Origin of the sequence: Streptomyces tendae, assembly GCF_008632955.1 — a bacterium.
Lineage (GTDB): Bacteria > Actinomycetota > Actinomycetes > Streptomycetales > Streptomycetaceae > Streptomyces.
This window is the reverse complement of the sequence record NZ_CP043959.1, coordinates 4798792-4823299: the sequence shown is the minus strand read 5'-3', so window position 1 is coordinate 4823299 and position 24508 is coordinate 4798792. Positions and strand designations below refer to the sequence as shown.

The following is a 24508-nucleotide window of genomic DNA, read 5'->3' as shown; positions in this document are numbered from 1 at the left end:
AACGGATGACCACCGTTGATCCGGCTCCCCCGCCGCCCATGCGGCTGAGGGAGCTCGTATTCGGGGCGGCCTGCGCGGCCGCCGTTCGCGCGGCCGTCCGCCTGGGCGTGCCCGACGCGCTGGACGACGACCCCATGACCGTCGACGACCTGGCGGCGGCGGTGAAGACCCAGCCGCACACCCTGCGCCGGCTGCTCCGCGCGCTGTCGTGCCAGGGCGTCTTCACCGAGAACCCCGACGGCAGCTTCGAGCACACGGAGATGTCCCGGCTGCTGCGCGAGGACGACCCGCACAGCCTGCGCTACATCGCCCTGTGGTGCACCGAACCCTGGACCTGGAACGTCTGGCCGCGGCTCGACGAGGCGGTGCGCACCGGCGGCAACGTCTTCGAGGACGTGTACGACCAGGAGTTCTTCACCTATCTCAACGAGTCGGCCCCCGAGTCCGCCCACGTCTTCAACCGGGCCATGACCACCTCCAGCGAGCAGTCCGCGCGGGACGTGGCCAAGCTGCTCGACCTGGACGACGCCTCCTCCGTGGTGGACATCGGCGGCGGACAGGGACACGTCCTGGCCAGCCTGCTGGAGAAGCACCCCCACCTCCACGGCACCCTGCTCGACCTGCCGGGCGTCGTCGAGAACGCCGACCCCCGGCTGCGCGGAGGCGGCGCGCTCGCGGACCGGGTCCGCGTCGTGCCCGGCGACTGCCGCGAGGACGTGCCCGTCCAGGCCGATGTGTACATCATCAAGAACGTCCTGGAGTGGGACGACGACAGCACCCGCCGGGTGCTGGCCGCCATCCGCCGCTCGGCGCGGCCCGGGGCCCGGGTCGTCGTCATCGAGAACCTCGTCGACGACACCCCGTCCATGCGCTTCACCACCGCCATGGACCTGCTGCTGCTCCTCAACGTCGGCGGTGCCAAGCACACCCGGCAGAGCATGGTGGACCGCCTCACCGAGGCGGGCCTGGCCATCGGCGGGATCCGCCCGGTCAACGCCTACCTGCACGCCTTCGAGTGCACCGTCGCCGGCTGACCCACGACGGCACAGGCCGCACACCCCGAGGCCGCCGGCTCCGCGTCTGACGCGGGACCGGCGGCCTCGGGGTTCTCCAGGTGCGGCGGCTCAGGAGCCGGCGCCACGCTCCCAGCGGTAGAAGCACTGAGCCATGGCGTCCTTCGGGCTGCGCCACGTGGCCGGGTCGTACGCGCTGACGTACGCCTCCAGCTCCTGGCTGACCCGGCGGAACTCGGGGTGCGAGGCCACCTTCGCGATGGCCGGCGCCGGGTCCTGCTCGGACTCGATGAGGTGCAGGTAGACGTCGTCCCCGAACTGGAAGAGACTGCGCCGGCTGACGCCGACCAGGTGGGGGAGCTCACCGCGGTCCGAGGCGGCGAACACGTCGGCGATGTGCGGCGCCGAACCGGGCTTCATCCGGGCGACGATCAGGGCGTGGTGCATGGGATGTCCTTCCGTGTCCCGCGGGCGGGAGCGGTGCTCAGCGCGAGGACGCGACGGACGCGCTCTCGGTCTCGCGGGCGGCCTGCTCGATCTTGTCCCGGATGAGCGCCATCTGGGTGCGGGAGTTGCGGTTGATGTTGTCCGTCATCCACGCGTCGTCGACCGGGGCGTCGGGCTTCATCGCGAAGTCCTGCGTCCAGCGCATCTCGATCCCGCCCGGCACCTCCTGGTACTCCCACAGGATGTCCATGTGGGCGAACGGGCCGGTCTCCACGCGGCGGGCGCGCACGATCCGCTTCTCGCGGTCGGGGGTGCGCTCCGAGACCCAGCTCCACACCTTGCCGTTCTCGTCCGGGTGCATGGTCAGCCGGAACGTCGTCGTGGTGCCTTCCCGGGAGATGACCTCCACGGACGCGTACTCGCTGAACAGCCGCGGCCAGTTCTCCAGGTCGTTGGTCATCTCCCAGACGAGGTCGAAGGGAGCGTCGACGGTGATGCTGTTCTCCGTGTGTCCTGCCACTTTCAAACTCCAGCCGTGAGGGTGCTGTTGACGAGGTTCAGGAACTCCCGGGGCGTCCTGCAGCGCTCCGAGTCGGGCGGCAGCGACACGCCGTACCGGTTCTCCAGCTCGCCGACGATGCCGAGCAGGCCGAGCGAGTCGAGGCCGAAGGAGTCGAAGGGGGACTCCGCGGCGTCCTTGAGTTCCTTGGGGTCGACGGTGATGCCGGCCGCCTGCTTCATCAGCGCGGCCAGTTCGCCGAAGGTCACTTCGGTGGTGATCATGGGTGACTGCTCCTTCCCCGCCCGGATCACCGGGCGGAATCGTCACCGCGGCGCACGACCAGCGCCGCGTTGGAGCCCATCAGTCCCCGGCTGAGGACGAGGGCGGTGCGCAGCTCGGCGGGGCGAGCGTGCGAGGTCACCAGATCGATGTCGTGGCAGATGTCGAACACGTTGGGCGTGGGCGGCACCAGGCCGTGTTCCATGGCCAGCAGCGCGGCCACCGTGTCCAGCACGGGCGCCCCGCAGTACGCCCGGCCGTAGCCGGTCTTGGGCGCCGTCACCGGCACCCGCGTGCCGTGCGCGCCGAGGGCGTCGGCGATCGCCAGCGCCTCCGCCCGGTCCGCCTCGGGCACGCCCAGGGCGTCGGCGAACACCACGTCGATCTCCTCCGGGGCGACGCCCGCGTCGTCGAGGGCGCCGGTGATCGCGTGCGCGAGGCCCTCACGGGACTCCGCCCAGCGGGAGGCCCCGGTGAACGTGGCCGAGTGACCGGCCACGACACCCCGTACGGGGACCCCGCGCTCACGGGCGCGCTCCTCGTCCTCGACGACGAGCAGCGCACCGCCCTCCGCGGGCACGAAACCGCACGCCTTCTCCGTGAACGGGCGGTACGCGCGGTCGGGGTCGTCGAGGGTGCTGAGTTCGGGGTAGCCGAGCTGGCAGACCATCGAGTACGGGGCCAGCGGTGCCTCCGCCGCCCCCACGACCATGACGTCGGTGCCGCGTCGCACCGCGCGGGCCGCGTGCGCGAGGGAGTCCAGACCGCCCGCCTCGTCGCTCGCCACCACCCCGCACGGCCCCTTGAGGCCGCCGCGGATGGAGATCTGCCCGGTGCTCGCCGCGTAGAACCAGGCGATCGACTGGTACGGTCCGACGAACTTGGAGCCCTGGCTCCACAATTTCTGCAGCTCGCGCTGGCCGAACTCGCCGCCGCCGGAGCCGGCCGCGGTGACCACGCCGACCGAGTACGGATCGTCGGGTGCGCCGCCCAGTCCGGCGTCGTCGAGGGCGAGCGCGGCCGCCGCCATCGCGAAATGACTGAACCGGTCGGTCTGCACCAGGAAGCGGTCCTCGATGAGGGCCGTCGGGTCGAAGGACCGCACCTCGCCCGCCACCCGCAGCGGAAGGTGCTCACAGCCCTCGCGGGTGATCAGGTCCAGTACGCCGAGCCCCTCGCGCACCGACTTCCAGTAGGCGTCGGTGCGCAGTCCGTTGGGCGCGACCACACCGATGCCGGTGACGGCCGCACGCCCGGAACGCCGCTTGCTCATCGTGTCCTCCCGCCTGCCCCGGACAGCAGCACCGCGGACTGGAAACCGCCGAACCCGCTGCCGACGGAGAGCACGTGCTCCAGCTTCCGCGGGCGGGCGGTGCGCGGCACGTAGTCCAGGTCGCACTCCGGGTCGGGGGTCTCGTAGTTCGCCGTCGGCGGCACGACCTGGTGTCGCAGCGCGAGCACGCAGGCGGCCACCTCGATGGCGCCGATGGCGCCGAGTGAGTGCCCCACCATCGACTTGATGGAGCTCATGGGCGTCTCGTACGCGTGCGCGCCCAGCGACCGCTTCACCGCGGCCGTCTCGTGCCGGTCGTTCTGCCGGGTGCCGGAACCGTGCGCGTTCACGTAGTCGATCCGGGTGGGATCGATACGGGCCTGGTCGAGGGTGCTGTCGATGGCCCGCGCCATTTCCAGGCCCTCACTGGTCAGTCCGGTCATGTGGTAGGCGTTGCCGTAGGTGGCGTAGCCGCTGATCTCGCAGAGGATGTCCGCGCCGCGCGCCCGCGCGTGCTCGTACTCCTCCAGCACCAGCACCGCCGCGCCCTCGCCCATCACGAACCCGTCGCGCCGGGCGTCGAACGGCCGTGAGGCGTGCTCCGGGTCGTCGTTGTTGGGCGACGTCGCCTTGATGGCGTCGAAGCAGGCCATCGTGATCGGTGAGATCGGCGAGTCCGACGCCCCGGCGATGCAGACGTCGGCCCGGCCCTCGCTGATGGTGTGGAACGCGTAGCCGACGGCGTCGAGTCCGGAGGTGCAGCCGGTGGAGACCGTCTGCACCGGGCCCCGGGCGTCGAACCGCTCGGCCACGGTGGAGGCGAGGGTGCTCGGCGCGAACGCCAGGTGCAGTTTCGGGTCCGCCTTGGTGTGGTCCACGTCCCAGCGCCGGCCGCTCTCGCTGACCAGCACGTAGTCGTGTTCCAGCCGGGTGGTGCCGCCGACCGCGCTGCCCAGGGACACCGCGGTGCGCCACGGGTCCACGGCCCCGGTGTCCAGCCCGGACTGCCGGACCGCCTCCCGGGCCGCGACCACGGCGAACTGGATGTAGCGGTCGGCGTGCTGGCAGAGATCCGCGTCCAGGCCGTGCTCGAACGGGTCGAAGTCGCACTCGGCGGCGATGCGCGAGCGCAGGCCCGCCGGATCGAACAGGGTGATGCCGCGGGTCGCGGTGCGGCCGGCGGCCAGCAGGTCCCAGAACGCCGTCGCCCCGATGCCGCCGGGAGCGACCACACCGATTCCGGTGACGGCCACCCGCCGGGTCATTTTATGGCCTCGCTCGGCTCGGCCGGGCGGCCCGCCTCCGGTCCGCCCACCGTCAACTGCGGTCCGGAGAGCGCGCTTTCGGTCTCCTCCGTGTCGACGTGCCCGAGGCTCGGGTGGGGTGCCAGGGGACCCAGGTGGAACACCATGCGGGCCTCCTCGTCACCGACGTTGCGGAAGCGGTGCCGCATGTCGATCGGGATCATCAGCCCCTGCTCGGCGCGGAGCGCGAACGGCTCGCCGTCCAGGTCCACTTCGAGCGCGCCGTTGACGACGTACACGAACTCCTCGGAGTACGGGTGGTAGTGCTCGGCGATGCGCTCGCCGGGCTTGATGACGGCCAGCCCCATGAAGCCGCTCGTGGAGCCCACGGTGGCCGGGGTCAGCAGGGTCCTGAGGTCACCCCCGCGTCGGCGGTTGGGTTCCGTCTCGCTCAGGTCCACGATGCGTGGATGCTGCTTGGACATGGTTGATACCTCCGGGTGTACCGGTGACGTCCGGGCGCTCGGGCGGCCACGGACGTCACCGCGGTTGACCGTCAGGAAGCCGTCGCGCTGCGGTCGGTGACGGGCAGCATGTCGGCGTGCGACAGCAGCCGGTTGAGGGTGCGCTCCTGGTCCAGGGAGCCCTCGACGCCGATCGCGGCGCCGTCCAGGAGACGCTCCAGCTCCGCCGCCTTGCCCGGGCCCGTGATGCCGAGTGCGGCGAGCGGGTCCAGGTCGAGGTCGCCGGTGACATCGACGAGACGGACGACGATGTCGTCCCGCTGGAACACGGTGCTCGCGAACACCGGGCTGTCCGGGTCGCCGGCCGCGGTCTCGTCCTGCCGGGCGAGGAAGCGGGCCAGCTCCATGCCCCGGCCCTGGACGGCCGGGTAGTACAGCGCGTGCCGCCGCAGCCCGGCGGGCTCCGGCCGGCCGGACGTCACGTGGTGCACGGCGGGCAGCGCGGCCCGGGTGAAGAACAGCCGCGCGGACTCGGGGTCGGTCAGGTCCCGGTCCTGCTCCAGATAGGGGTTGATGGCCTCCTCGACCGCCCGCACCTCCGGCTGGCGCGCCACGTGGCGCAGCGCGGCGAGCAGGTCGCCCTCCACCTCGACGGCCCGCACGACCCGGTTGCCGTGCATGAACAGCGAGGTGCGGCGCAGCCGCGTGGTGTCGTCGACCTGGGCCTTGGGCGACTCGTAGCCGGCCAGCAGCTCCGCGACCTTGGACTCGGAGCCCGGCTTGACGGTGAAGGTGAGGGCGTGGCGCGCCACACCGTCGCCCACCCGCACGGACGACTGCAGGCCCGCCCTGGCGGACTCGGAGCCCAGGGGGCGCTCGGGCATGGTCTCGCGCACGACGCTGTAGCGCATCGACCGGGTGTCCCGCACACAGCTGTGCATCGGCCGGACCGTCTCCACGTGCTCCTCGCTGTTCACCCACGCGAGGAACGGGGGGGCGCTCTCCCACTCGCTGGTGATCAGCCACTGCGAGGGGTTCTCGATCGACTGGCACAGCTGGTCGCTGATGTGACCGGGCACGGACGCGACCTTGCTGCGCATGTGCTCGTACGCCTCGAGGAACTGCTCCTGCGCCCCCTCGTACAGGTCGAGCAGCAGGATCACCCGCAGCCTGGAGCCGTCGAAGGCCGACTGCGATATGCGTCCCGACATGGTCATCCGGCGCACCTCTCCTCTAGTTCGGGAAACCCCTGCGCGGGGCTTCTTCCGGAAGCTCTTCACGGAAGGTCAGGAACGACCGCCGTGTCCGATGGGCAGGGGGTCGCCATGTGTCGATGGTCGGCGCGCCCCGGGAAGCGCGCGAGCGACACGGGGCACGCGGGTGAACCGCGCGCCAACCGGGTGCCGCCCGGACGCGAAGGGCCCCGCACCGGGGATGAAATCGAGGTCCCGTTCCACACACGACCCGGGCGAACGCTGGAGGCGTTTCAATGAACCGATCGGGTACGGCCGGCGAGGCGGTCCACCGCACGCCCGTCCTCATCGTGGGGGGCTCCCTGGTGGGTCTGTCCACGTCCCTGTTCCTGGGGCGGCTCGGTGTGCCGCACACGCTCGTCGAGCGTCATGCGGGCACGTCGATCCACCCGCGCGGGCGGGGCAACAACGTCCGCACGATGGAGCTGTTCCGCACGGCCGGCGTGGACGGCAGGATCGTCGAGGCCGCGTCGGTGCTGGCGGACAACCACGGCATCCTGCAGACACCGAGCCTGGTGGGGGACGCCGGCGAGTGGCTGTTCAGGGAGATCGACCCGGGCGGCGGACTCGCCCGCTTCAGCCCGGCCGGCTGGTGCCTGTGCAGCCAGAACGACCTGGAGCCGGTGCTGCTGCGCAGCGCCCGGGAACTGGGCGGCGATCTGCGCTTCAGCACCGAGATGATGTCCTTCGACCAGGATGCCGACGGGGTGACGGCCCTGGTCAAGAGCCGGGAGACCGGCGAGCACACCACGGTCAGGGCGGACTACCTGGTGGCCGCGGACGGTCCGCGCAGCCCCGTGCGCGAGGCGCTGGGCATCGGGCACACCGGTCCCGGCGACCTGTTCCACAACGTCAGCGTCACCTTCACCTCGCGCGACCTCGCCGCCGTCGTCGGCGACCGCCGGTTCATCGTCTGCTACCTCACCAGTCCGGACGGCGACGGGGCGCTGCTGCCGGTGGACAACCGCGAGCGCTGGGTCTTCCACGCGCCCTGGCACCCCGAACACGGCGAGACGATCGAAGAGTTCACCGACGAGCGGTGCGTCGCGCACATCCGGCGGGCCGTGGGCGTCCCCGACCTGGACGTGACGATCACCGGCCGGGCCGCCTGGCACGCCGCCGAGCGGGTCGCCGAACGGTACGCCGACGGACGGGTGTTCCTGGCCGGCGACTCGGCCCACGAGATGTCGCCCACCGGCGCCTTCGGCTCCAACACCGGGATCCAGGACGCCCACAACCTCGCCTGGAAGCTGGCGGCGGTGCTCGGCGGCTGGGCCGGACCCGGCCTGCTCGACACCTACGACCGCGAGCGCCGGCCCGTCGCCGAGGCGACCAGCGCCCGCGCCTCGTCCCGCTCGGTGGAGCACAGCCACCCCGGGTACACGCCCGCCGCGGCCACCACGGCGCTCACCGGCCGCAAGGGCGGCATCCTCAACGTGGCCCTCGGCTACCGCTATCCGAGCGGCGCGGTCCTGGGCGCCGACCCGGCGACGCCGGTGGTGCCCGACTCCGTCGCCCTGACCGGCGAGCCCGGCAGCCGCGCACCGCACCTGTGGCTGGACCGCGCCGGCACCCGCGTCTCCACGCTCGACCTCTACGAGCGCTCGCTGGTCCTGCTCACCTCGCCGCACAGCCCCTGGCAGGCCGCCGCGGCCGAGGTGGCGGCCGGGCTCCCGGTGCCGCTCGACGTGTACGGCATCGGTGAGGGCGCCGACCTGGCACCCGAGCCGGGCACCGACTGGGCGGCCGCCCACGGCGTCACGCCGGACGGCGCGGTGCTGGTCCGGCCCGACGGCTTCGTCGCCTGGCGCCACGAGGGTCCGGCCGCCGACCCGGCCCGGACCCTGCGGGAGACGGTCACCACCCTGCTGTCCCGCGCCTGACGCGGCACGGCCGCCGGGGCGGCGCGGCTCAGCCGCTGCCGACGCCGCCCTGGCGGCCGCGTTCGCACTTGGCCAGATGCTGCTCGAAGCGCTGGAGCGCCGGACCGTCGACGTCCCAGGGCCACGGGGTGACCACACCCTGGAGGGCCTGGAACACCGGGTGGGCGTCCGCCGCGCGGCCGGCCGCGCACAGGGCGTACGCCAGGACGTTGAGGTCGGCGGCGGCCGCCGCGTGCTGGAAGAACCCGGGCTTCGGCCACAGCGTGGCCGCCTGGTGCAGCGCCGCCGCCATCTGTCCCCCCTCGAACAGCTGGCCCGCGGTCATCGCCCGCACCCCGCCCTGCGCCAGGATGCTCTGGTACTGCCGTACGGCCGCGGTGAGTTCGATCGCCGCGCACGGCGCGTTGGCCGGGATGTGGGCGCGCACCGCGTCGACGAAGTCCAGCACCGAGGCGCTGGAACCGCCCTCCTCGGGCGACAGGTGGGCGAGCATCTGCAGATAGGCCTCGCGGTGATAGCGGTCCCGTCCGGTGGCCTCCCGCCAGAGCGCCTGGACGTCCCTGCTGTCGTACCGCTCGGTCCGCGCGGTGCCGAGCAGGACCACCCACGGCAGCGGATCCTCCGGTGCCAGCTCGGCGGCCCGGTGGCACCGCCCGACGACCTCCCGGGCGTCCTCCAGGTGTCCGTCGCGCAGCCCCCGCGTCAGCTGGGTCCAGGAGTGGAACACCAGCGCGTCCGGCGCGTCCGGCTCCCGCTCCAGCCAGGCCGCCGCGATCCGGGTGCCGGCCGTCGCCTCGGCCAGGACGGACATCCGGTGGGAGCGTCTGTCCCAGTCGTCGCCGGTCTCCTCCAGCAGCTCGGCGATCAGGGTGGCGTCGGACGCGCTGCCCTTCTTGCTCAACTTTCCGAGGACCCGGGAAAGTTGGTCGTCGCCGAGGGAGCGGGAGATGCGGGGGCGTCTGCTGGTGCGGGTGCTGAAGAGGGGCATGCCGGAAGACTAGGAAGCCGTGGTGCCCGGGCAACCGTTTTCCGGGTGATCGTTATCGATCTGGCCCTTACCACAGGTCATCCGGGCAGACCGGGGCGGGGCGGGGCAACTGGCCCCGCCCCGCCCCCGCTCCGCGGTCACCGCCGGCTCACACCGCCGGAGCCGGGTACGTCGGGTACTCCACCCCGGAGACGTACTGGACGACGCGGACGACCTGGCAGGAGTATCCGAACTCGTTGTCGTACCAGAGGTAGAGGATGGCGTTGTCGCCGTCGACCTTCAGCGCGCCGGCGTCGACGATCGACGCGTGCCGCGAGCCGATGAAGTCGCTGGAGACCGCGTCCGGCGCGCTGATGAAGTCGATCTGGCGCTTCAGCGGCGAGGTCAGCGAGACGTTGCGCAGGTGGTCCAGGACCTCCTCGCGGTTCGTCGCGCGGGCCAGCTGGAGGTTGAGGATGGCGATCGACACGTCCGGCACCGGCACGCGGATCGAGCTGCCGGTGATCGGCGCCTTCAGGTCGGGCAGCGCCTTGGCGACGGCGGACGCGGCACCGGTCTCGGTGATCACCATGTTGAGCGGCGCGGAGCGGCCGCGGCGCTCGGACTTGTGGTAATTGTCCAGCAGGTTCTGGTCGTTGGTGAACGAGTGGACCGTCTCCACGTGGCCGCGCAGCACGCCGTACTCATCCGCCATCGCCTTCAGCGGCGGCACGATCGCGTTGGTGGTGCAGGACGCGCAGGACAGGATCCGCTCGTCCGGCTTGAGGGTGTCGTGGTTGACCCCGTGCACGATGTTGGGCACGTCGCCCTTGCCGGGCGCGGTCAGCACCACCTTGTCGACGCCGGGGCGCAGGTGCTGCGAAAGACCCTCGCGGTCACGCCACTTACCGGTGTTGTCGATCAGGATGGCGTTGTCGATGCCGTACGCCGTGTAGTCGATCTCGGACGGGTCGTTCGCGTAGATCACCTTGACGGTGTTGCCGTTGGCGACGATCGTGCTGTTCGCCTCGTCGACGGTGATGGTGCCCTGGAACTGGCCGTGCACGGAGTCGCGGCGCAGCAGCGAGGCCCGCTTGACGATGTCCTGCTCGCCGCCCCGGCGCACGACGATCGCCCGCAGCCGCAGGCCGTTGCCGGAGCCGGCCTTCTCGATGAGCAGACGGGCGAGGAGACGGCCGATGCGGCCGAAGCCGTAGAGGACGACGTCGCGCGGCTCACGGCGGTCGATCTTGTCCGCACCGGTCGCGCCGGCGACGGCCTCGGCGGTGAACTCGGCGACGGACCTGCCCCGGTCGTCGACGCGGTAGGACTCGGCGAGCAGACCGATGTCGATCTGGGACGGGCCGAGGTCCAGCGTGGTGAGTGCCTGGAGGAACGGCAGCGTCTCGGTGACGGACAGCTCCTCGCCGGCGATCTGCCGGGCGAAGCGGTGGGTCTTGAGGATGCTGACCACTGACTTGTTCACCAAGGAGCGGCTGTGCAGCAGGACGGTGACGTCCCGCTCCCGGTGCAGCTTCCCGATGATCGGGATCATCGACTCCGCGATCTCCTCGCGGTGCTTCCAGTTGGTGAACGAGTCTTCGTTGACAGTCACAGGATCATCTTTCGAGCTAGAGGGTGCTCATATGATAGCCATGCCGCTCCAAGGGTCCCGCGGGGGTCCGCCCGCGGGCTCGGAGGGGCCCGTCGGCGGGTGTGCACCGAAGGGTTGCGTGACGGGCGAACGGGTACGCGTCCCGTGCTGTGCCCGGGTTCGACCGAGCCCCGGGCGGGCCCCACGACCGCCGCTACCAGGGAATCTGCCATGGAGACACCCGCGCACGAGAACAACGCCCCCACGCCCGCGCAGCGGGCCCTGGACACGCTGTCCGAGAACACGGAGGACACCGCCGCGCTGGACGCCCTGGCGAACAGTGACGTGCTGATCCCCGTCCCCGACGACGCGGGCGACCAGGAGGCCGCCGACCCCGGAGCGGTCGCGCTGCCGGTGCTGGAGCAGCCGGGCGGCACTCAGGTGGTGCCCGTGTTCACCTCCGAGCTGGAAATGGCCGGACTGCTCCCGTTCGTGTCCCGCTACCGCCTGGTCCCGCTCGGCGCCCTCGCCGCGCAGTGGCCGGCGGACGACCTCTCCCTCACCATCGACGGCAGCTCCGACCACCGTCTGACCCTCACATCGGAAGGGGTGCGTACGCTGCTCGCCCGCCCGTAGGGGCCCCCGCGTGCGTCAGCCCCGGCCCGTCCCCGCCCGGCATCGGGCAGGACGTGGGCCGGGGCTTCGTCGTCACCGGGCGGCGTGTGCGCTCACCGTCGGCCTCCAGGACGTCGTTGGCGCCCAGGGACGCGGTCCGGTCGCGTTCAGTCGCCGAGGGCGCGGGCCAGGGCGGCGCGCTGGACCGGGAGCGTCTCGGCGTACAGGTCGCGGCCCCGCGCGGTCAGCTGCACGTAGACGCCGCGGCGGTCCGTCGGGCAGGTGCTGCGCTCGACCAGGCCGTTCTTCTCCAGCCGGGCGATGAGCCGGGACAGCGCGCTCTGGCTGAGGTGGACCCGGCCGACCAGGTTCTGCACCCGGCACTGCTCACCGGGCGGGGGAGTGCTGGACGCGAGCAGGTGGAGTACCTCGAAGTCGGAGGCGCCCAGGCCGTAGGGGTGCAGGGCGCGGTCGATCTCGCCCTGGGTGCGGGCGTGCACCGCGAGGATGTCCCGCCACCGTTCCTCGAGCCGCGCCTCGTCGGCCATCCCTGCCATACGGGAACCGTAACACTTGTTCGATATTCAATGAACGGGCCCGTCGGTCCGGGGTCGAGGCCGGCTTCCACCCGGCGACGGCGTGTTCCGCCACCGGTGACACCGGCACGAGGACCGGGGTGGCCCCCGGTCGCCGCTTTCACGTTCAACTTCCTTACCAGGCAAGGAGGTTGAGTCAGGACAAGGTGCCCGCAGTGCGGGACACGGGGACCCCGGGCGCGGCACAGTGGGAGGGCGCCGCGAGACACGGAAGCCCGGCGTGGAGGTGGACGACATGCTGAGCACTCCCGCCGACGGGACACGACTGCGCATCCTCGGGTGGCTGGGCGAACCCGGCACCGCCGAACGCGGCCTGACCGCGGACGACGTCGCGGGCCGGCTGGGCGTGACCCGTCCCGCCGCCGTCACCCACCTCCGGCTGCTCACCTCGCTCGGCCTGCTCCGTACCACCGGCCACGACGGCGGCCCCCGGTACCTGCGCGACGAGATCCGCATCGCCGAGGTGACCCAGCTTTTCGAGAAGGGCTGGTAGGTCAAGGAAGCGAGGCGTACAAGGGCCGGCCGCGCCCGCCCCGGTCCCGGGGCCGGCGGGGGTCAGTCGCCCGCCGTGCGCAGCGGCTCACCGACGTCCCGCAGGTGGCGCAGCGCGGTGCGGTGCGAGGCGAGCAGCCCCGTGCGGCAGTACGGGATGCCCAGCTCGGCGCAGTACCGCTCGGTGATGACCTGCGCCTCGGCGAGGGCGGGCGTCGGCATGCTGGGGAAGAGATGGTGCTCGATCTGGTAGTTGAGGCCGCCCATGAACACGTCGGTCAGCGGACCGCCGTCGACGTTGCGGGAGGTGAGCACCTGGCGGCGCAGGAAGTCCAGCTGGGTCCCCTCCTCGATCATCGGCATGCCCTTGTGGTTCGGCGCGAACACCGAGCCGAGGTAGAGGCCGAACAGCCCCTGGTGGACGACGAGGAACACCAGCGCCTTTCCGGGGGAGAGGACCGAGAAAAGGCCGCCGAAATACACACCGAAATGCGCGACGAGCAGCATTCCCTCCAGCACCGGCCGTTTCATCGACGGACTGCGCAGTGCCTTGAAACTGCTGAAACTCAAGTTCAGCCCCTCAAGGGTCAGCAGCGGGAAGAAGAGGGCCGCCTGATGTTTCCCGATGAATCGGGCGGGCCCTTTGGCCCGGCGCGCCTGCCCCCGTGACCACACGATGATGTCCGGCGCGACGTCCGGGTCCTTGCCCTCGTGGTTCGGGTTGGCGTGGTGACGGGTGTGCTTGTTCATCCACCAGCCGTAACTCATGCCGAGGAGCACGTCGGCCACCAGCAGCCCGCCGATCTCGCTGGGGCGCCGGCGGGAGAACACCTGGCGATGGGCCAGGTCGTGTGCCGCCAGTCCGAGTTGCCCGAACACCAGGGCCAGCACGGCGGCGACGAGCAGCTGACTCCAGCTGTCGCCCAGGACGAGGAAGGCGGCGACGCTCCCGGCGAGCGTCAGACCCACGGCCGTGAACCGGACCGTGTAGTACAGCGGACGGCGCCGGAGCAGTCCCGCGTCGGCCATACGTCGTGACAGCTCCGAGAAATCGCTCCCTCTTCCGGATCCTGTTTCCCGCGCGCTTTTCCGCCCGATTCCCTGTCGCCCTGTTTCTTTTTCCCCTTCGACCGAGGAGGGGATGCCGGTCAGTACCGTCGAATTGGCCATACGGTCCAGTATCGGAACGATCTTGCCCGCGAAGAATGGCGGTGGCCCCCCAAGGGAGGGCGGGCCACCCCCCGCGGGAAAGGGTGGTGACCCCCCTGCCGGGGTGTGGTTCGCCCCACCCCCGACCGCCCTCGCTTGACAGTGCCGACGGCCGCCGCGCACCATCGGCTCGTGAACCTGTCAGACAGCCAGACAGGTGGTGCGGCACCCCGGCGCGTCAGCGCGATGGAGGCGGTGCTCGCCCACCTCCGCGACGCCATCGAGCGCGGCGAGTACGCGATCGGCGAGAAGCTCCCCTCCGAGGCGGAGCTGTGCCGTGGCCTCGAGGTCTCCCGCCCGGTGCTGCGGGAGGCGCTGCGGGCCCTGCAGACCATGGGCCTGACCGTGTCCCGCACCGGCAAGGGCACCTTCGTGGTGGCCGACGCGGTCCAGGACGCCACCTTCGGCGACTACACGGCCGGGGACCTCATGGAGGTGCGCCGGCACGTCGAGATCCCGGTCGCCGGGTACGCGGCCCTGCGCCGCACCCCCGAGGACGTCGACCGGCTGCGGAACCTGCTGGAGCGGATGGAGCGGGAGACCGACACCACCGCCTGGGTGGCCCTGGACACCCTTTTCCACCTCGCCGTGGCCGAGGCCGCCCACAACCCGGTGTTCCGGCGGGTCCTCGAGGAGATCCGGGACGCGCTGGCCCGCCAGTCCGCCTTCCTCAACGAGCTCGGCGGACGCCGCGCACAGTCCGACCGCGAGCACCGGGCGATCGCCGAGGCGCTCACCGACGGCTCCGAGCCGGACGCCGTCCGGGCCATGACCCACCACCTCGACCGTGTCGAGACGACCCTGACCGACCTCGTGCGCTCCGCGCGCACGCCGGGCCCGCGCACCACCCCCGCGCCGGTCCACCACGACAACACGCAGGCAGTGTGATGCTCAGCAGCCTCCCGGCGGACGCACCCCCGATCCGCGAACCCCTCCACGCCCCCGTCGCCCACCTGATACGCGGCGGTGTGGTGGAAGGCGTCCACTACGGCTCCGTCGTCGTCCTCGACGGCGACGGCCGGGTCCGGTTCCGCCTCGGCGACCCCGAGGCCGCCTTCTACCCCCGCTCCGCGCTCAAGCCCCTGCAGGCGGTCGCCATGGTCCGCGAGGGGCTCCCGCTCGACGGCGAACTGCTGTCGCTGGCGGCGGCCAGCCACTCCGGCGAGGAGCGTCACCTCGCCGGCGCCCGGCGCATCCTCGCGCGCGCCGGGCTGGCCGAGGACCGTCTGCTCAACGTGCCCGACCTGCCCTTCGACCCGGTCGTCCGGGACACCTGGGTGCGCGCGGGCCGGGCCCCGTCCCGGCTCGCCCAGAACTGCTCCGGCAAGCACGCCGCGATGCTGTACACGGCGACGCTGAACGGCTGGTCCCTCGACGACTACCTCGACCCCGCGCACCCCCTGCAGCGGGCGATCGCCGAGACGGTCGAGGACCTCACCGGCCGGCGCGTCGCCGCGGTCACCGTCGACGGCTGCGGCGCCCCCCTGTTCGCGGTCTCCCTGGAGGGCCTGGCCCGCGCCGCCGCCCGCATCACCACGGCCGCGCCCGGCACCCCCGAGGCCCGGGTCGCCGACGCGATGCGCGCGCACGCCGAGATGGCGTCCGGCTCCGGCCGGGACGTGGCCGCGCTGATGCGGTCCGTGCCCGGGCTGCTCGCCAAGGACGGCTTCGAGGGCGTCCAGGTGGCCGCGCTGCCCGACGGCCGGGCGGTCGCCGTGAAAATCGCCGACGGCGCCGGACGCGCCCGCATCCCGGTGGCCGCGGCGGCCCTCGCCCAGGCGGGCGTGGACCCGGCTCTGCTCGCCGACTTCACGGGCGAGACGGTACTGGGCGGCGGCAGGCCGGTCGGCGGCATCCGCCCGGTCCGCGCACTGGACGGGGCGGGCGACCCGGTCTGCGCCTAGTCGCACGGGCGGAGCCGCGCGGCCTCCGCCAGGAGGTCCGTGCCGTCCGGACCGGCAGTCGTCCGGGACGGGCGTGGCACGGGGCGCGCTGTCGCTCGGGGTGAGCCGTGGGTCGAGGCCGGTCCGGGCAGCCCGACCGGTCAGGTGTGCACGGCGCTGCCTTGCCGGACGGTCGCGTCATGAGGGGGGCCGCGCCGGGACGGCAGCCCCCGGCGTCAGGCGCGTGGCACCCGGGGGCCCGGGGTGTCTGCCCCGACGACGCACAGGCTCGGGGCGGTGCCGTCGACCGGGCGGGCCGGCCGGGCCGGCGCGTGGCACCCGGGGGCCCGGGGTGTCTGCCCCGACGACGCACAGGCTCGGGGCGGTGCCGTCGACCGGGCGGGCCGGCCGGGCGGTGCCCTTCAGACGGCAGCCGCCCGACCCGCGGCCGCGGTCGCCCGGCGTGGCCCGGGGAGCCGTTCGGCGGCGGTCGTCAGTTCTTCGGGACCGGGCCCCATCGCAGGCGCAGGAACACCGCCACCCCCGCTCCGCCGAGCAGGGCGGCCCCGGCGACCGTCCAGGCCGCCGGGCGCTCGTAGGCGTCGTTCCGGCGCGGTGCGGGGAGGGCCACGGCGTCCGCCTCCGGGCCGCCCGGGGGGCCGGCGCGCAGGGCGTCCAGGGAGCCCACCGGTTCGACCCGCCCGGCCGCCTCGAAGCCCCAGTCCAGGAGCGACCGCGTCTCCTCGTACACCGCGTGCCCCTCGTCCGACCGGGGGTTCATCACCGTGACCACCAGCGTGCGGTCACCGCGTCGCGCGGCGGCGACCAGCGTGTTGCCGGCGTTGCTGGTGTAGCCGTTCTTGACCCCGATCAGCCCCCGGTACGGGGTGACCCCGTCCGCCCCCGTCAGCAGGCGGTTGGTGTTCACGATCGGGTAGTGGCCGCCGTCGCGGGCCGGGAAGCTGGCCTCCGCCCTGGCGCAGTACGCCGCGAACTCCGGGCTGCGCAGCCCCGCGCGGCCGAACACCGCCAGGTCGAACGCGGAGGACACCTGGCCGGGAGCGTCGTACCCGTCGGGCGACTTCACCCGGGTGTCCCGGGCCCCCAGGGCACGCGCCTTCTCCTCCATCCGTTCGGCCGTGACCCGCCACCCGCCGCTGAGCGCCGCCAGCACCCGCACGGCGTCGTTGCCGGAGTTGAGGAAGACCCCGTTCCACAGGTCGGAGACGCGGTACGACCGGTTCTCGGCGACCCCGACGAGACTGCTCCCCGGCCCGATGCCCTCCAGTTCCCCGGGGCGGACGCGGTGCCGGATGCCGGAGGGCAGGGCCGGCATCACGGTCAGCGCGAACAGCGTCTTGAGGGTGCTGGCGGGAGGCAGCCTGCGGTGCGCGTCGTGCGCCGCGAGCACCTCGCCGGTGTCGGCGTCGGCGACCAGCCACGAGCGGGCGGACAGGTCCGGACCTCGGGCGCCCCGTACGCGGGCGGACGTGTGTGCCGGGCCGGAACAGCAGGGACGCGGGCGCTTCCGTCGTCCGCGGCCCGGGGTCGGCGCCGGGCCCGGTCGTCGCCGCGGCGGGCGCGAGCGCCAGCAGGCCCGCCGCGCAGAGCGCACACCCCGACACGGCAGCCCGCGAAGCAAATCCGATAGTCATACCGCAAACGTAGGAATCGGCCCCCCGAACACCGCGCTGCCCCGGCCGCGAGCCGCCCGCGAGCACCCGGATGCCCCACACGGCACCCGCCCGGCCGCCGGGCGCGACCGCACACGGTCAGCTCGGTGCCGCTCCGGGCGGCCGTACGGATCAGGCCCTAGGCTGAGCTGATGTTCAGCCCCGAAGGCCCCCGTCTGAGCGAACTCGTCGTCCAGGCGATGTCGTCCGTGGAGCGCGGCTACGACCTCCTCGCCCCGAAGTTCGACCACACCCCCTTCCGCACGCCCGACTCGGTGCTGGACGCCACCGTCTCCGCGCTGCTGGACTCCGGGCCCTACGACACCGGCCTGGACGTGTGCTGCGGCACCGGCGCGGGCGTGGACGTGCTGCGGCAGGTGTGCCGGGAGAGCGTCACCGGCGTGGACTTCAGCGCCGGGATGCTCGACGTCGCCCGCGCGCGCATCCGGCCGGCCGGACCCGACGTCTCCTGGGTGAGGGCGGACGCGCGAGCGCTGCCGTTCGGACCGGAGTTCGACCTCGCGGTCAGCTTCGGTGCGTTCGGCCACTTCCTGCCGCGCGAGATGCCGCGGCTGTTCGCCCAGGTGTACGGGGTGCTGCGGCCCGGTGGCCGGTTCGTCTTCCCGGTGGTCGCACCGCCCCGGCCCGGCTCCGTCACCCACGCGATGCTCCTGGGGTTCGACACCGCCATGCGGGTGCGCAACGCCGTGTGGCGTCCGCCGTTCGTCATGTACTACCGCGCCGTCCGTTTCGGCGACCTGTGGCACGGGCTGGACCGCACTGGGTTCCGCGTCGCGTTCTGGCCGCTGCCCGATTTCGGCCGACGGCGGGACGGAAGCCCGAAGGTGCGCCTGGTCGTCGCCGAGCGGCCGGGGGCTGAACCTGAACGGCCGGGGGACTGAGGGGCCGGAGGGCTCAGCGGCCGGAGGCGGACGGTCCGGGGGAGGGCGGTCCGGGGGAGGGCGGACGGAGACCCTCCGCGCCCGTGCGTTGGGTTTTCCAACTCGCACCCTGGAACGGGTTGGATTTTCCAACCCGCCTGGCTAGGGTCGTCGCGTGACGACGACTTCGTATGACGCGACGCGCATCGACCCCGCCTGGTGGTCCTGGGAAGGCATGCACGGGGGCTGGGTCGCCGGCGCGGCACTGACCGCCGTACGGGGCTCGTTCGCGGGCGGTGCGCAGCCGGTCCGGTCGCTGACCACGCACTTCCTGACCCCCGTGGGCACCGGCCCGCTCAGCTTCTCCGGGACGGCGCCCGCGACCGGCCGGCGCACCTCCACCTGCCTCTTCACCGGACATCAGGACGGCGAGCCGGTGGTCCTCGGCTCGGCGCTGTTCGGACCGTCCCGCCCCGGCCCCGCGTACGCCGGGCTCGCCGCCCCGGACGTGCCGGAACCGGACGACTGCCTCCCGCTGGAGCTGCCCGCCGACCTCGCGCCCTTCGCCCGCCAGCTGGAGATGCGTCCCGGCACCGGCGACCTCCCGCTGGCCGCAGGACCCCGCGCCGAACTCGTCGCGTGGGTGCGCTTCCGGGACGACCGGCCCCTGGACGCGGCGGCCGTCACCACGCTCACGGACGTCCTGCCGCCCGCCCTGTACGCCCACTGGAGCACCCCCCGGCCGGTCCCCACCGCCGAGCTGACCGTGCACTTCTCCGACGCCCTCGACGACGGGTCGCCGTACGGCTGGAGCCTGGTCCGCATCCGCTGCGACCACGCGGGCGGCGGCTGGGCCGTCGACGACAGCGCGGTGTGGTCGCGGGACCGGACCCTGCTGGCGGCGGCCCGGCAGGCGCGCGTGGTGCGCGGCCCGACGCCCCCTCAGACGGCGGCCGGCACCGTGAACTCGTAGACGAGGACGTCCTGCTGGGCGTCCAGGACCAGTTCGGTGAGCTCCAGCGGCCGGGCGTACTGGTCGTGCACCCGTCGGGTCACCCGGACCGACGGGGTGCCCGCGAGCCGGGTGATCGTGTCCCGGTGGTGCAGCGACAGACCCGCCCGGCGCATCCAGTCGTAGGCCCGGCGCAGCTCGGCGGCGCCGGTGCCGTCGGCCCGGTCGCGGTAGCGCGCCAGTTCCTCGACCTCCGCCAGCACCACGGCGGAAAACGATGTCACCGCGGTCCGCTGCTCGCGCCCGTCGGCCGACGAGGACCAGTACCGGTGCATCAGGGTCGGCCGGCCCGGGGCGAGCCCCAGCGGCTCCGCGTGCCCCGCCGGCGGGACCTCCCAGGTGACGGTGGCCGGGCCGCCGTGTCCCGCCCGGCGCGCCGCGCCCCTAGCGGGAAGCCCGCGGCGGCCGGCGCCTCCACCGGCTCGCCGGGCAGCGCCGCATGGCTGCCGCGCCGGTCCGTGGCGACCAGCCCGTCCCGCCGCAGCACCTGCAGCGCCTGCCGTACCGTCTCCCGGCTGACGCCGAAGTGCTCGGCCAACTGCCGTTCACCGGGCAGCCGTTCACCGGGCGGGACGGTGCCGGTGCGCAGCTCGCCGAGCAGCGCGGTGGCGACCCGTTGGTACAGCGGCTCCCCGTCGGTGGGCGGGTGGCCGCCGACGACGTGATCGTGCGGGGTGGTGCGGGCCATACCGCGCCCTCCTGTTGGTGACGTACCGTTGCCGTGCGGGCTCGTTGAGCCACCACATCTACCATTGGTCTACACCAACAGGAAGGGCGGTCCGGCAGTTCGGCCGGAACCGTGCGGTGCCCCCCCGGGTGCGTCAGGCGTACGCGCGCATCCAGCGCACCTTCGCCGCCTCCTGGTAGGGGCCGCCGCCCTCGTGGTCGTTGAACTCGTACACCTCGATGGTCTTGTCCTCGTGCGCCCACGCGTTGAAGGCGCCGAAGACCGTGGACGGCGGGCAGGTCTGGTCCTCCAGGGCTGCCGAGAACAGGGCGGGGGCGTTGCCGCGGGCGGCGAAGTGCACGCCGTCGAAGTAGGACAGGGTGCGCAGCACGTCCGCCGAGCGGCCCCGGTGGGTCTTGAGGAAGGAGCCGATCTCCCGGTACGGGTTGCGGTCGGTGAGCGTCGTGGCGCGCGGGAAGTCGCACAGGAACGGCACGTCCGGCGCGACGGCGGCCAGGTCCGGGACCAGTCCGCCCACCGCGAGCGTGATGCCCCCGCCCTGGCTTCCGCCGACCGCCACGGTGCGGCTCGCGTCGGTCAGCGGGTGCGACCGCGCCGCCTCCACCGCGCGCACCGCGTCGGTGAACACCCGCCGGTAGTAGTAGTTCTCGGGCGCCTCGATGCCGCGCGTCATGAAACCGGGGAACGCCGGTCCGCCGCCGCCGACCGGGTCCGCGGTGCCGCCGCCCCCGCCCCAGGCGCTGCCCTGGCCGCGGGTGTCCATCACGAAGTGCGCGCGGCCCGTGGACGCCCACAGCAGGTGCTCGTGCGGCAGGCCCCGGCCGCCGCCGTAGCCGATGAACTCGACCACCAGCGGCAGCGGCGCGTCGGCCCCGGCGGGAAGGACCAGCCAGCCCTTGACCGGGTGGCCGCCGAAGCCGGCGAACGTCACGTCGAAGACCTCCACGGTGGACAGTCCCGTGTCGACCGGCTCGAAACGGGCGTCCAGGTCGTGCCGACGGGCCTCCTCCAGCGTCGCGGACCAGAACGCGTCGAAGTCCGCGGGCGCCGTGGACACGCTGCGGTACGAGCGCAGTCTGTCGAGGGAGAGGTCGAACAGGGCCATCAGGGACCGCCTTCGTGAAGGGACCGTGCGAAGCGAGGACACGTTACGTGGATCATCCGGCGCATCGCCAGGGTTCCTTGAGAAAGGGCCAGGTAAGGGGCGTGGAAAGCGGTTGCTGTCGTGCCGTCCCGCGATCCCGGTGCGGTCAGTGCGGGGCGGGTGCCCCGGCGGCGGGCGCGCGAAACGACGGCTGTCCGGCTCCGGCGGGCCGGGGCGGGCGGCCGGTTCGGGCCCGCGGCCGGCCCGGGTCAGCCGAAACGTTCGATGCGGATGCGTTCCACGGGCTGCCCTGCGGCCACCAGCAGCCTGGAGGCGTGCTCGGCGAAGGAGTTGGAACCGCACACATAGGCCTCCCACCCACCGGGAGGCTGTTCGGCCAGGAGCGGCGCCACATGTCCGGCGGCCATACGTCCCACGGGCACACCCGCCGGGGCGCTCCGGGTGAACACCGCGGTGGTCTCCGCGCCGTACTCGCGCCCGTAGATCAGGTCCTCGGGGCCCCGCGCCGACACCAGCAGACGCAGCGGGAGGGCCAGGCCGCGGGCGCGGTGGTGCCGCACCATCGACATCAGGGGGACCACGCCCGATCCCGCCCCCAGCAGCAGCGCGGGCCGGTCGCCCGGCCAGGCGAAGAAGCCGCTGAGCGGGCCGCGCATCTCGATCCGGTCGCCCGGGCGGGCCACCGTGTGGAACCAGCCCGACACCTCGCCGTCCGACACGTGGTCCAAGGTCAGCTCGATGTGCCCGGAGTCGTCCGGCGCCGAGGCGATCGAGTAGTGGCGCTGCGCCGTGTAACCGTCCCCGGCGGTCAGCCGCACCATGAGGTGCTGCCCGGGCACATGCCCCGGCCAGCCGGGCACCGCGAACCGGAAGGTCGACGCGCGGGGCGTCTCGCGGCGGATCTCCGTCAGGGTGGCCGTCCGCCACACCGACGCGGTCTGCTCGCTCACCCCGATGCGCCCGGGCACCGCGAACCGCGTCACCGGCGCCTGACGCCCGGGCGCTGCCGGAGTGATCCGCCGTGTCAGTTGCTCAGTCACCGGAGTACCGCTGCTCCTCCCACGGGTTGCCCCGCGCGTGGTAGCCGTTGCCCTCCCAGAAGCCCGGCTCGTCGTGGTCCAGCAGCCGCAGCCCGGCGATCCACTTGGCGCTCTTCCAGAAGTACAGGTGCGGCACGATCAGCCGAGCCGGGCCGCCGTGCTCGGCGGGCAGCGGCTCACCGCCGTACTCCCAGGCGATCCAGGCCCGCCCGCTGGTCACGTCCGCGAGGGGGAGGTTCGTGGTGTACCCGGTGTGCGCGTACGCCACCACGTGCGTGGCCGACGGCAGGGGCCGCACCTGCTCCAGGAACGCGTCCAGCGAGACACCGCCGAAGCGCACCCCGAACTTCGACCAGCTCGTCACACAGTGGATGTCACCCTCGTACGCCGACGCGGGCAGCGCGTGGGCCTGCTCCCAGTCCCAGGTGCGGGGCTCGGCGACCAGGCCGTCGATCCGGAAGGTCCAGTCCTCGGGGGTCAGGTCGGGAGTGACCTCGGCGGACAGGACGGGCCACTCGTCCCCCGCGTCGTACTGGCCGGGCGGCAGCCCGGGATTGTGCACGCGAGGACGGCCGGTGAAGCCTCGGGTGATGTTCACGTGATCGGCGTTTCCGTTGCGACTGGTGCTCAGTGTTCCGCTGACCAACGGTACGCGGTGTCCGTGCCCCGCACGGCAGGGGGCGGTGCGCTCAGCGGTGCGCTCCGCAGGGCGCACGGACGGGGCGCTCGTCGTCGGGTGCCGGGCTCAGTCCGCCCGTGCCCCGTGCCCGGGAGGCGTGACCGGGTCGGTCGTCCCCGGACCGGAGCGGGCGTTGTAGCGCACCAGGTACCCGGCGAACCGGCGCAGGTCCTCCTCCGGCCAGTCCGCCAGCCGCTCCCCGAAGGCCGCGCGCCGGCGCTCGGTGACATCGGCCAGGATGCTCCGGCCGGCCGCCGTCAGCCGCACCACCTGCACGCGGTGGTCGGCGGGGTCCGGGCGCCGCTCCACCAGACCGGACCGCTCCAGGGCGGTCACCTGGCGGCTCACCGTGGACTTGTCCAGCGCGTAGTGGGCGGCGAGATCGGTGGCCCGGCAGCCGCCGCTCGTCTCCAGATGGCCCAGCAGCGTGTACGACACCAGCGACAGTTCGGGGTGCATGCGCCCGGCCGAGGCGCGGGCCCGGCGGGCGAACACCGTCATCTCCCGCTGGATGGTCTCCACGGCGTCCCGCGCGTCCCCTGACCTCTCCGCGTCGTCCGCGTCCACCACGCACCTCCCCTCCGGCCTGCCCGAAACGGTCCTGAAGGCACGGTACCGCCGTGGAGATCGTCGGGTAGGGTGGCCGTCCGGCCGCGGACCGACCCGGCCGGGAGTCGAGGAGGTGAGACCCATTACCGCTTGTCAGGTCGGGTGCTCTCGCCTCGGAACGACACGGTCCGCCCGTAACGGGTGACCGGGAGAGCGCCCTTCGGCTCCCGAAAGGCCAGGCTCTTGCCGCACCGTTCCTCCCCTTCCTCCCTCTCCTCGCCCCGTGACGCGGTGGCCGCCACGCTGCGCGCGGCGGGCTGCGTGTTCGCCGAGGACGAGGCCGAGCTGATCCTCGCCGCCGCCGAGGGCGATCCGTCCTCCGTCACCGCGATGGTCGCACGCCGCGCCGCCGGACTGCCCCTTGAACTCGTCGTCGGCTGGGCCGAGTTCGGCGGGCGCCGGATCGCCGTGGAACCCGGCGTCTTCGTGCCGCGGCGGCGCACCGAGTTCCTCGTCGAGCAGGCGCTCGCGCAGGCACCGGACGCGTCCGTCCTCGTCGACCTGTGCTGCGGGTCCGGCGCCGTCGGCGCCGCGCTGGCGGCCGCGCTCGACGGGGCCGAGCTGCACGCCGCCGACATCGACCCCGTCGCCGTGCGCTGCGCCCGCCGCAATCTCGCGGGCCTCGGCGGGCAGGTCCACCAGGGCGACCTGTTCGACGCGCTCCCGGGGCGGCTGCGGGGCCGCGTCGGCATCCTCGCCGCGAACGTTCCGTACGTGCCGAGCGACGAGATCGCCCTGCTGCCTGCGGAGGCCCGCGACCACGAGCCGCGCGTCGCCCTCGACGGCGGCGCCGACGGCCTCGACGTGCTGCGCCGGGTCGCCGCACAGGCCCCGGCGTGGCTGGCCCCCGGCGGCTGCCTCCTGATCGAGACCAGCAGCCACCAGGCTCCGTCCGCCGTCGCCGCCTTCGTCCGGGCGGGCCTGCACACCCGCCTCACGATCTGCGAGGAACGCCACGCCCACGTGGTGACCGGCATCCGCCGGTGACGCCCGGCACGGTGACGCCCGGCACGGTGACGCCCGGCACGGTGACGCCCGGCACGGTGACGCCCCACACGGTGACGCCCCGCACGGTGGCGGCCCGACACGGCCGGCTGCGACGCCCCG

The 24508-nt window shown here is 73.2% G+C and carries 24 protein-coding genes and 2 pseudogenes; 9 read left to right on the top strand and 17 right to left on the bottom strand.

Features of this window, described 5'->3' with window-relative positions; translation table 11 throughout:
• Positions 1 to 5 precede the first annotated feature (5 nt).
• Positions 6 to 1034, top strand: a complete 1029-nt coding sequence (locus tag F3L20_RS22185) for a methyltransferase (protein WP_150155859.1) — start codon at positions 6 to 8, stop codon at positions 1032 to 1034.
• Positions 1035 to 1124: 90 nt separating this feature from the next.
• Here the strand turns inward: F3L20_RS22185 and F3L20_RS22180 are convergent, their stop codons facing one another.
• From F3L20_RS22180 to F3L20_RS22150, 7 genes are all read right to left on the bottom strand, one after another.
• Complete coding sequence (locus F3L20_RS22180; RefSeq protein WP_145825864.1) at positions 1125 to 1460, bottom strand: TcmI family type II polyketide cyclase; 336 nt, start codon at positions 1458 to 1460, stop codon at positions 1125 to 1127.
• A 37-nt stretch (positions 1461 to 1497) separates the two neighbouring features.
• Positions 1498 to 1980 carry an SRPBCC family protein gene (locus F3L20_RS22175; protein ID WP_150155858.1) on the bottom strand — a complete coding sequence of 161 codons (483 nt, stop codon included), beginning with the start codon at positions 1978 to 1980 and terminating at the stop codon, positions 1498 to 1500.
• A 2-nt stretch (positions 1981 to 1982) separates the two neighbouring features.
• Positions 1983 to 2243: an acyl carrier protein gene (locus tag F3L20_RS22170; RefSeq protein ID WP_150155857.1), complete on the bottom strand. Its 261-nt coding sequence runs from the start codon at positions 2241 to 2243 to the stop codon at positions 1983 to 1985.
• 26 nt (positions 2244 to 2269) lie between these two features.
• A complete protein-coding gene (locus tag F3L20_RS22165) occupies positions 2270 to 3514 on the bottom strand; it encodes a ketosynthase chain-length factor (protein ID WP_150155856.1) in 1245 nt (414 codons plus the stop codon).
• On the bottom strand, positions 3511 to 4779 hold the full coding sequence (locus tag F3L20_RS22160; protein WP_150155855.1) for a beta-ketoacyl-[acyl-carrier-protein] synthase family protein: 1269 nt from the start codon (positions 4777 to 4779) through the stop codon (positions 3511 to 3513). The genes F3L20_RS22165 and F3L20_RS22160 overlap by 4 nt, the downstream gene beginning before the upstream one ends.
• A complete protein-coding gene (locus tag F3L20_RS22155) occupies positions 4776 to 5243 on the bottom strand; it encodes a cupin domain-containing protein (RefSeq protein WP_145825859.1) in 468 nt (155 codons plus the stop codon). The genes F3L20_RS22160 and F3L20_RS22155 overlap by 4 nt, the downstream gene beginning before the upstream one ends.
• 71 nt (positions 5244 to 5314) lie before the next feature.
• Complete coding sequence (locus tag F3L20_RS22150; protein WP_150155854.1) at positions 5315 to 6439, bottom strand: SchA/CurD-like domain-containing protein; 1125 nt, start codon at positions 6437 to 6439, stop codon at positions 5315 to 5317.
• Positions 6440 to 6711: 272 nt separating this feature from the next.
• On the opposite strand from F3L20_RS22150, the gene F3L20_RS22145 reads away from it, so the two are divergent.
• Positions 6712 to 8358: an FAD-dependent oxidoreductase gene (locus F3L20_RS22145; protein WP_150155853.1), complete on the top strand. Its 1647-nt coding sequence runs from the start codon at positions 6712 to 6714 to the stop codon at positions 8356 to 8358.
• A gap of 28 nt (positions 8359 to 8386) precedes the next feature.
• Here the strand turns inward: F3L20_RS22145 and F3L20_RS22140 are convergent, their stop codons facing one another.
• Both F3L20_RS22140 and F3L20_RS22135 read right to left on the bottom strand, forming a co-directional pair.
• Complete coding sequence (locus F3L20_RS22140) at positions 8387 to 9346, bottom strand: hypothetical protein (RefSeq protein WP_150155852.1); 960 nt, start codon at positions 9344 to 9346, stop codon at positions 8387 to 8389.
• 148 nt (positions 9347 to 9494) lie between these two features.
• The gene (locus F3L20_RS22135; RefSeq protein WP_150155851.1) at positions 9495 to 10940 is read right to left on the bottom strand and encodes a glyceraldehyde-3-phosphate dehydrogenase; all 1446 of its coding nucleotides are present in this window, start codon (positions 10938 to 10940) and stop codon (positions 9495 to 9497) included.
• A 210-nt stretch (positions 10941 to 11150) separates the two neighbouring features.
• Between F3L20_RS22135 and F3L20_RS22130 the strand changes: the two genes are divergently transcribed.
• Positions 11151 to 11555, top strand: a complete 405-nt coding sequence (locus tag F3L20_RS22130; protein ID WP_145825854.1) for an SseB family protein — start codon at positions 11151 to 11153, stop codon at positions 11553 to 11555.
• Between the two features lie 146 nt (positions 11556 to 11701).
• Here the strand turns inward: F3L20_RS22130 and F3L20_RS22125 are convergent, their stop codons facing one another.
• Positions 11702 to 12091, bottom strand: coding sequence for a MarR family winged helix-turn-helix transcriptional regulator (locus tag F3L20_RS22125; protein WP_150155850.1), 390 nt, complete (start codon positions 12089 to 12091; stop codon positions 11702 to 11704).
• A gap of 265 nt (positions 12092 to 12356) precedes the next feature.
• Here F3L20_RS22125 and F3L20_RS22120 point away from each other — a divergent pair, with 265 nt between their 5' ends.
• Positions 12357 to 12623, top strand: a complete 267-nt coding sequence (locus F3L20_RS22120) for a helix-turn-helix domain-containing protein (protein WP_150157459.1) — start codon at positions 12357 to 12359, stop codon at positions 12621 to 12623.
• A 62-nt stretch (positions 12624 to 12685) separates the two neighbouring features.
• Here F3L20_RS22120 and F3L20_RS22115 read toward each other — a convergent pair whose 3' ends face one another.
• On the bottom strand, positions 12686 to 13774 hold the full coding sequence (locus F3L20_RS22115) for a fatty acid desaturase family protein (protein ID WP_382682796.1): 1089 nt from the start codon (positions 13772 to 13774) through the stop codon (positions 12686 to 12688).
• A 189-nt stretch (positions 13775 to 13963) separates the two neighbouring features.
• Between F3L20_RS22115 and F3L20_RS22110 the strand changes: the two genes are divergently transcribed.
• Positions 13964 to 14719, top strand: coding sequence for a FadR/GntR family transcriptional regulator (locus F3L20_RS22110; protein WP_150155849.1), 756 nt, complete (start codon positions 13964 to 13966; stop codon positions 14717 to 14719).
• Positions 14719 to 15735, top strand: a complete 1017-nt coding sequence (locus F3L20_RS22105) for an asparaginase (RefSeq protein WP_150155848.1) — start codon at positions 14719 to 14721, stop codon at positions 15733 to 15735. Before F3L20_RS22110 ends, F3L20_RS22105 begins: the two co-directional genes overlap by 1 nt.
• Before the next feature lie 472 nt (positions 15736 to 16207).
• Here the strand turns inward: F3L20_RS22105 and F3L20_RS22100 are convergent.
• Positions 16208 to 17369: pseudogene (locus F3L20_RS22100) on the bottom strand (D-alanyl-D-alanine carboxypeptidase family protein).
• A 170-nt stretch (positions 17370 to 17539) separates the two neighbouring features.
• Between F3L20_RS22100 and F3L20_RS22095 the strand changes: the two are divergent.
• Together F3L20_RS22095 and F3L20_RS22090 are read left to right on the top strand one after the other, a co-directional pair.
• Positions 17540 to 18289, top strand: coding sequence for a class I SAM-dependent methyltransferase (locus F3L20_RS22095; RefSeq protein WP_150155847.1), 750 nt, complete (start codon positions 17540 to 17542; stop codon positions 18287 to 18289).
• A gap of 214 nt (positions 18290 to 18503) precedes the next feature.
• Positions 18504 to 19241 (top strand): acyl-CoA thioesterase, encoded by a 738-nt coding sequence (locus F3L20_RS22090; RefSeq protein ID WP_431193197.1) that lies wholly within the window; start codon positions 18504 to 18506, stop codon positions 19239 to 19241.
• Here the strand turns inward: F3L20_RS22090 and F3L20_RS35330 are convergent.
• The 5 genes and pseudogenes from F3L20_RS35330 to F3L20_RS22065 all read right to left on the bottom strand — a co-directional run bounded on the left by F3L20_RS35330 (position 19211) and on the right by F3L20_RS22065 (position 23293).
• Positions 19211 to 19968: pseudogene (locus F3L20_RS35330) on the bottom strand (GntR family transcriptional regulator). The gene F3L20_RS22090 and the pseudogene F3L20_RS35330 overlap by 31 nt on opposite strands.
• A 133-nt stretch (positions 19969 to 20101) precedes the next feature.
• Positions 20102 to 21073: an acetylxylan esterase gene (locus F3L20_RS22080; RefSeq protein ID WP_150155845.1), complete on the bottom strand. Its 972-nt coding sequence runs from the start codon at positions 21071 to 21073 to the stop codon at positions 20102 to 20104.
• A 248-nt stretch (positions 21074 to 21321) separates the two neighbouring features.
• Positions 21322 to 22041: a ferredoxin reductase gene (locus F3L20_RS22075; RefSeq protein ID WP_150157457.1), complete on the bottom strand. Its 720-nt coding sequence runs from the start codon at positions 22039 to 22041 to the stop codon at positions 21322 to 21324.
• 64 nt (positions 22042 to 22105) lie between these two features.
• Positions 22106 to 22711 carry a sulfite oxidase-like oxidoreductase gene (locus tag F3L20_RS22070; protein ID WP_150155844.1) on the bottom strand — a complete coding sequence of 202 codons (606 nt, stop codon included), beginning with the start codon at positions 22709 to 22711 and terminating at the stop codon, positions 22106 to 22108.
• 147 nt (positions 22712 to 22858) lie between these two features.
• Positions 22859 to 23293, bottom strand: coding sequence for a MarR family winged helix-turn-helix transcriptional regulator (locus tag F3L20_RS22065; RefSeq protein ID WP_150157456.1), 435 nt, complete (start codon positions 23291 to 23293; stop codon positions 22859 to 22861).
• Between the two features lie 291 nt (positions 23294 to 23584).
• Between F3L20_RS22065 and F3L20_RS22060 the strand changes: the two genes are divergently transcribed.
• Positions 23585 to 24388, top strand: a complete 804-nt coding sequence (locus F3L20_RS22060) for a putative protein N(5)-glutamine methyltransferase (RefSeq protein ID WP_167534580.1) — start codon at positions 23585 to 23587, stop codon at positions 24386 to 24388.
• The last annotated feature ends 120 nt before the right edge of the window (positions 24389 to 24508 follow it).

What these genes read in the sequence shown, in the direction of transcription:
- F3L20_RS22095 (WP_150155847.1), top strand. Translation starts at nt 17,540, where the DNA reads ATGTTCAGCCCCGAAGGCCCCCGTCTGAGCGAACTCGTCGTCCAGGCG.
- F3L20_RS22180 (WP_145825864.1), bottom strand. Translation starts at nt 1,460, where the DNA reads ATGCACCACGCCCTGATCGTCGCCCGGATGAAGCCCGGTTCGGCGCCG.
- F3L20_RS22080 (WP_150155845.1), bottom strand. Translation starts at nt 21,073, where the DNA reads ATGGCCCTGTTCGACCTCTCCCTCGACAGACTGCGCTCGTACCGCAGC.
- F3L20_RS22170 (WP_150155857.1), bottom strand. Translation starts at nt 2,243, where the DNA reads ATGATCACCACCGAAGTGACCTTCGGCGAACTGGCCGCGCTGATGAAG.
- F3L20_RS22105 (WP_150155848.1), top strand. Translation starts at nt 14,719, where the DNA reads ATGCTCAGCAGCCTCCCGGCGGACGCACCCCCGATCCGCGAACCCCTC.
- F3L20_RS22185 (WP_150155859.1), top strand. Translation starts at nt 6, where the DNA reads ATGACCACCGTTGATCCGGCTCCCCCGCCGCCCATGCGGCTGAGGGAG.
- F3L20_RS22165 (WP_150155856.1), bottom strand. Translation starts at nt 3,514, where the DNA reads ATGAGCAAGCGGCGTTCCGGGCGTGCGGCCGTCACCGGCATCGGTGTG.
- F3L20_RS22160 (WP_150155855.1), bottom strand. Translation starts at nt 4,779, where the DNA reads ATGACCCGGCGGGTGGCCGTCACCGGAATCGGTGTGGTCGCTCCCGGC.
- F3L20_RS22150 (WP_150155854.1), bottom strand. Translation starts at nt 6,439, where the DNA reads ATGACCATGTCGGGACGCATATCGCAGTCGGCCTTCGACGGCTCCAGG.
- F3L20_RS22140 (WP_150155852.1), bottom strand. Translation starts at nt 9,346, where the DNA reads ATGCCCCTCTTCAGCACCCGCACCAGCAGACGCCCCCGCATCTCCCGC.
- F3L20_RS22065 (WP_150157456.1), bottom strand. Translation starts at nt 23,293, where the DNA reads ATGACGGTGTTCGCCCGCCGGGCCCGCGCCTCGGCCGGGCGCATGCAC.
- F3L20_RS22145 (WP_150155853.1), top strand. Translation starts at nt 6,712, where the DNA reads ATGAACCGATCGGGTACGGCCGGCGAGGCGGTCCACCGCACGCCCGTC.
- F3L20_RS22090 (WP_431193197.1), top strand. Translation starts at nt 18,504, where the DNA reads ATGCACGGGGGCTGGGTCGCCGGCGCGGCACTGACCGCCGTACGGGGC.
- F3L20_RS22130 (WP_145825854.1), top strand. Translation starts at nt 11,151, where the DNA reads ATGGAGACACCCGCGCACGAGAACAACGCCCCCACGCCCGCGCAGCGG.
- F3L20_RS22125 (WP_150155850.1), bottom strand. Translation starts at nt 12,091, where the DNA reads ATGGCAGGGATGGCCGACGAGGCGCGGCTCGAGGAACGGTGGCGGGAC.
- F3L20_RS22155 (WP_145825859.1), bottom strand. Translation starts at nt 5,243, where the DNA reads ATGTCCAAGCAGCATCCACGCATCGTGGACCTGAGCGAGACGGAACCC.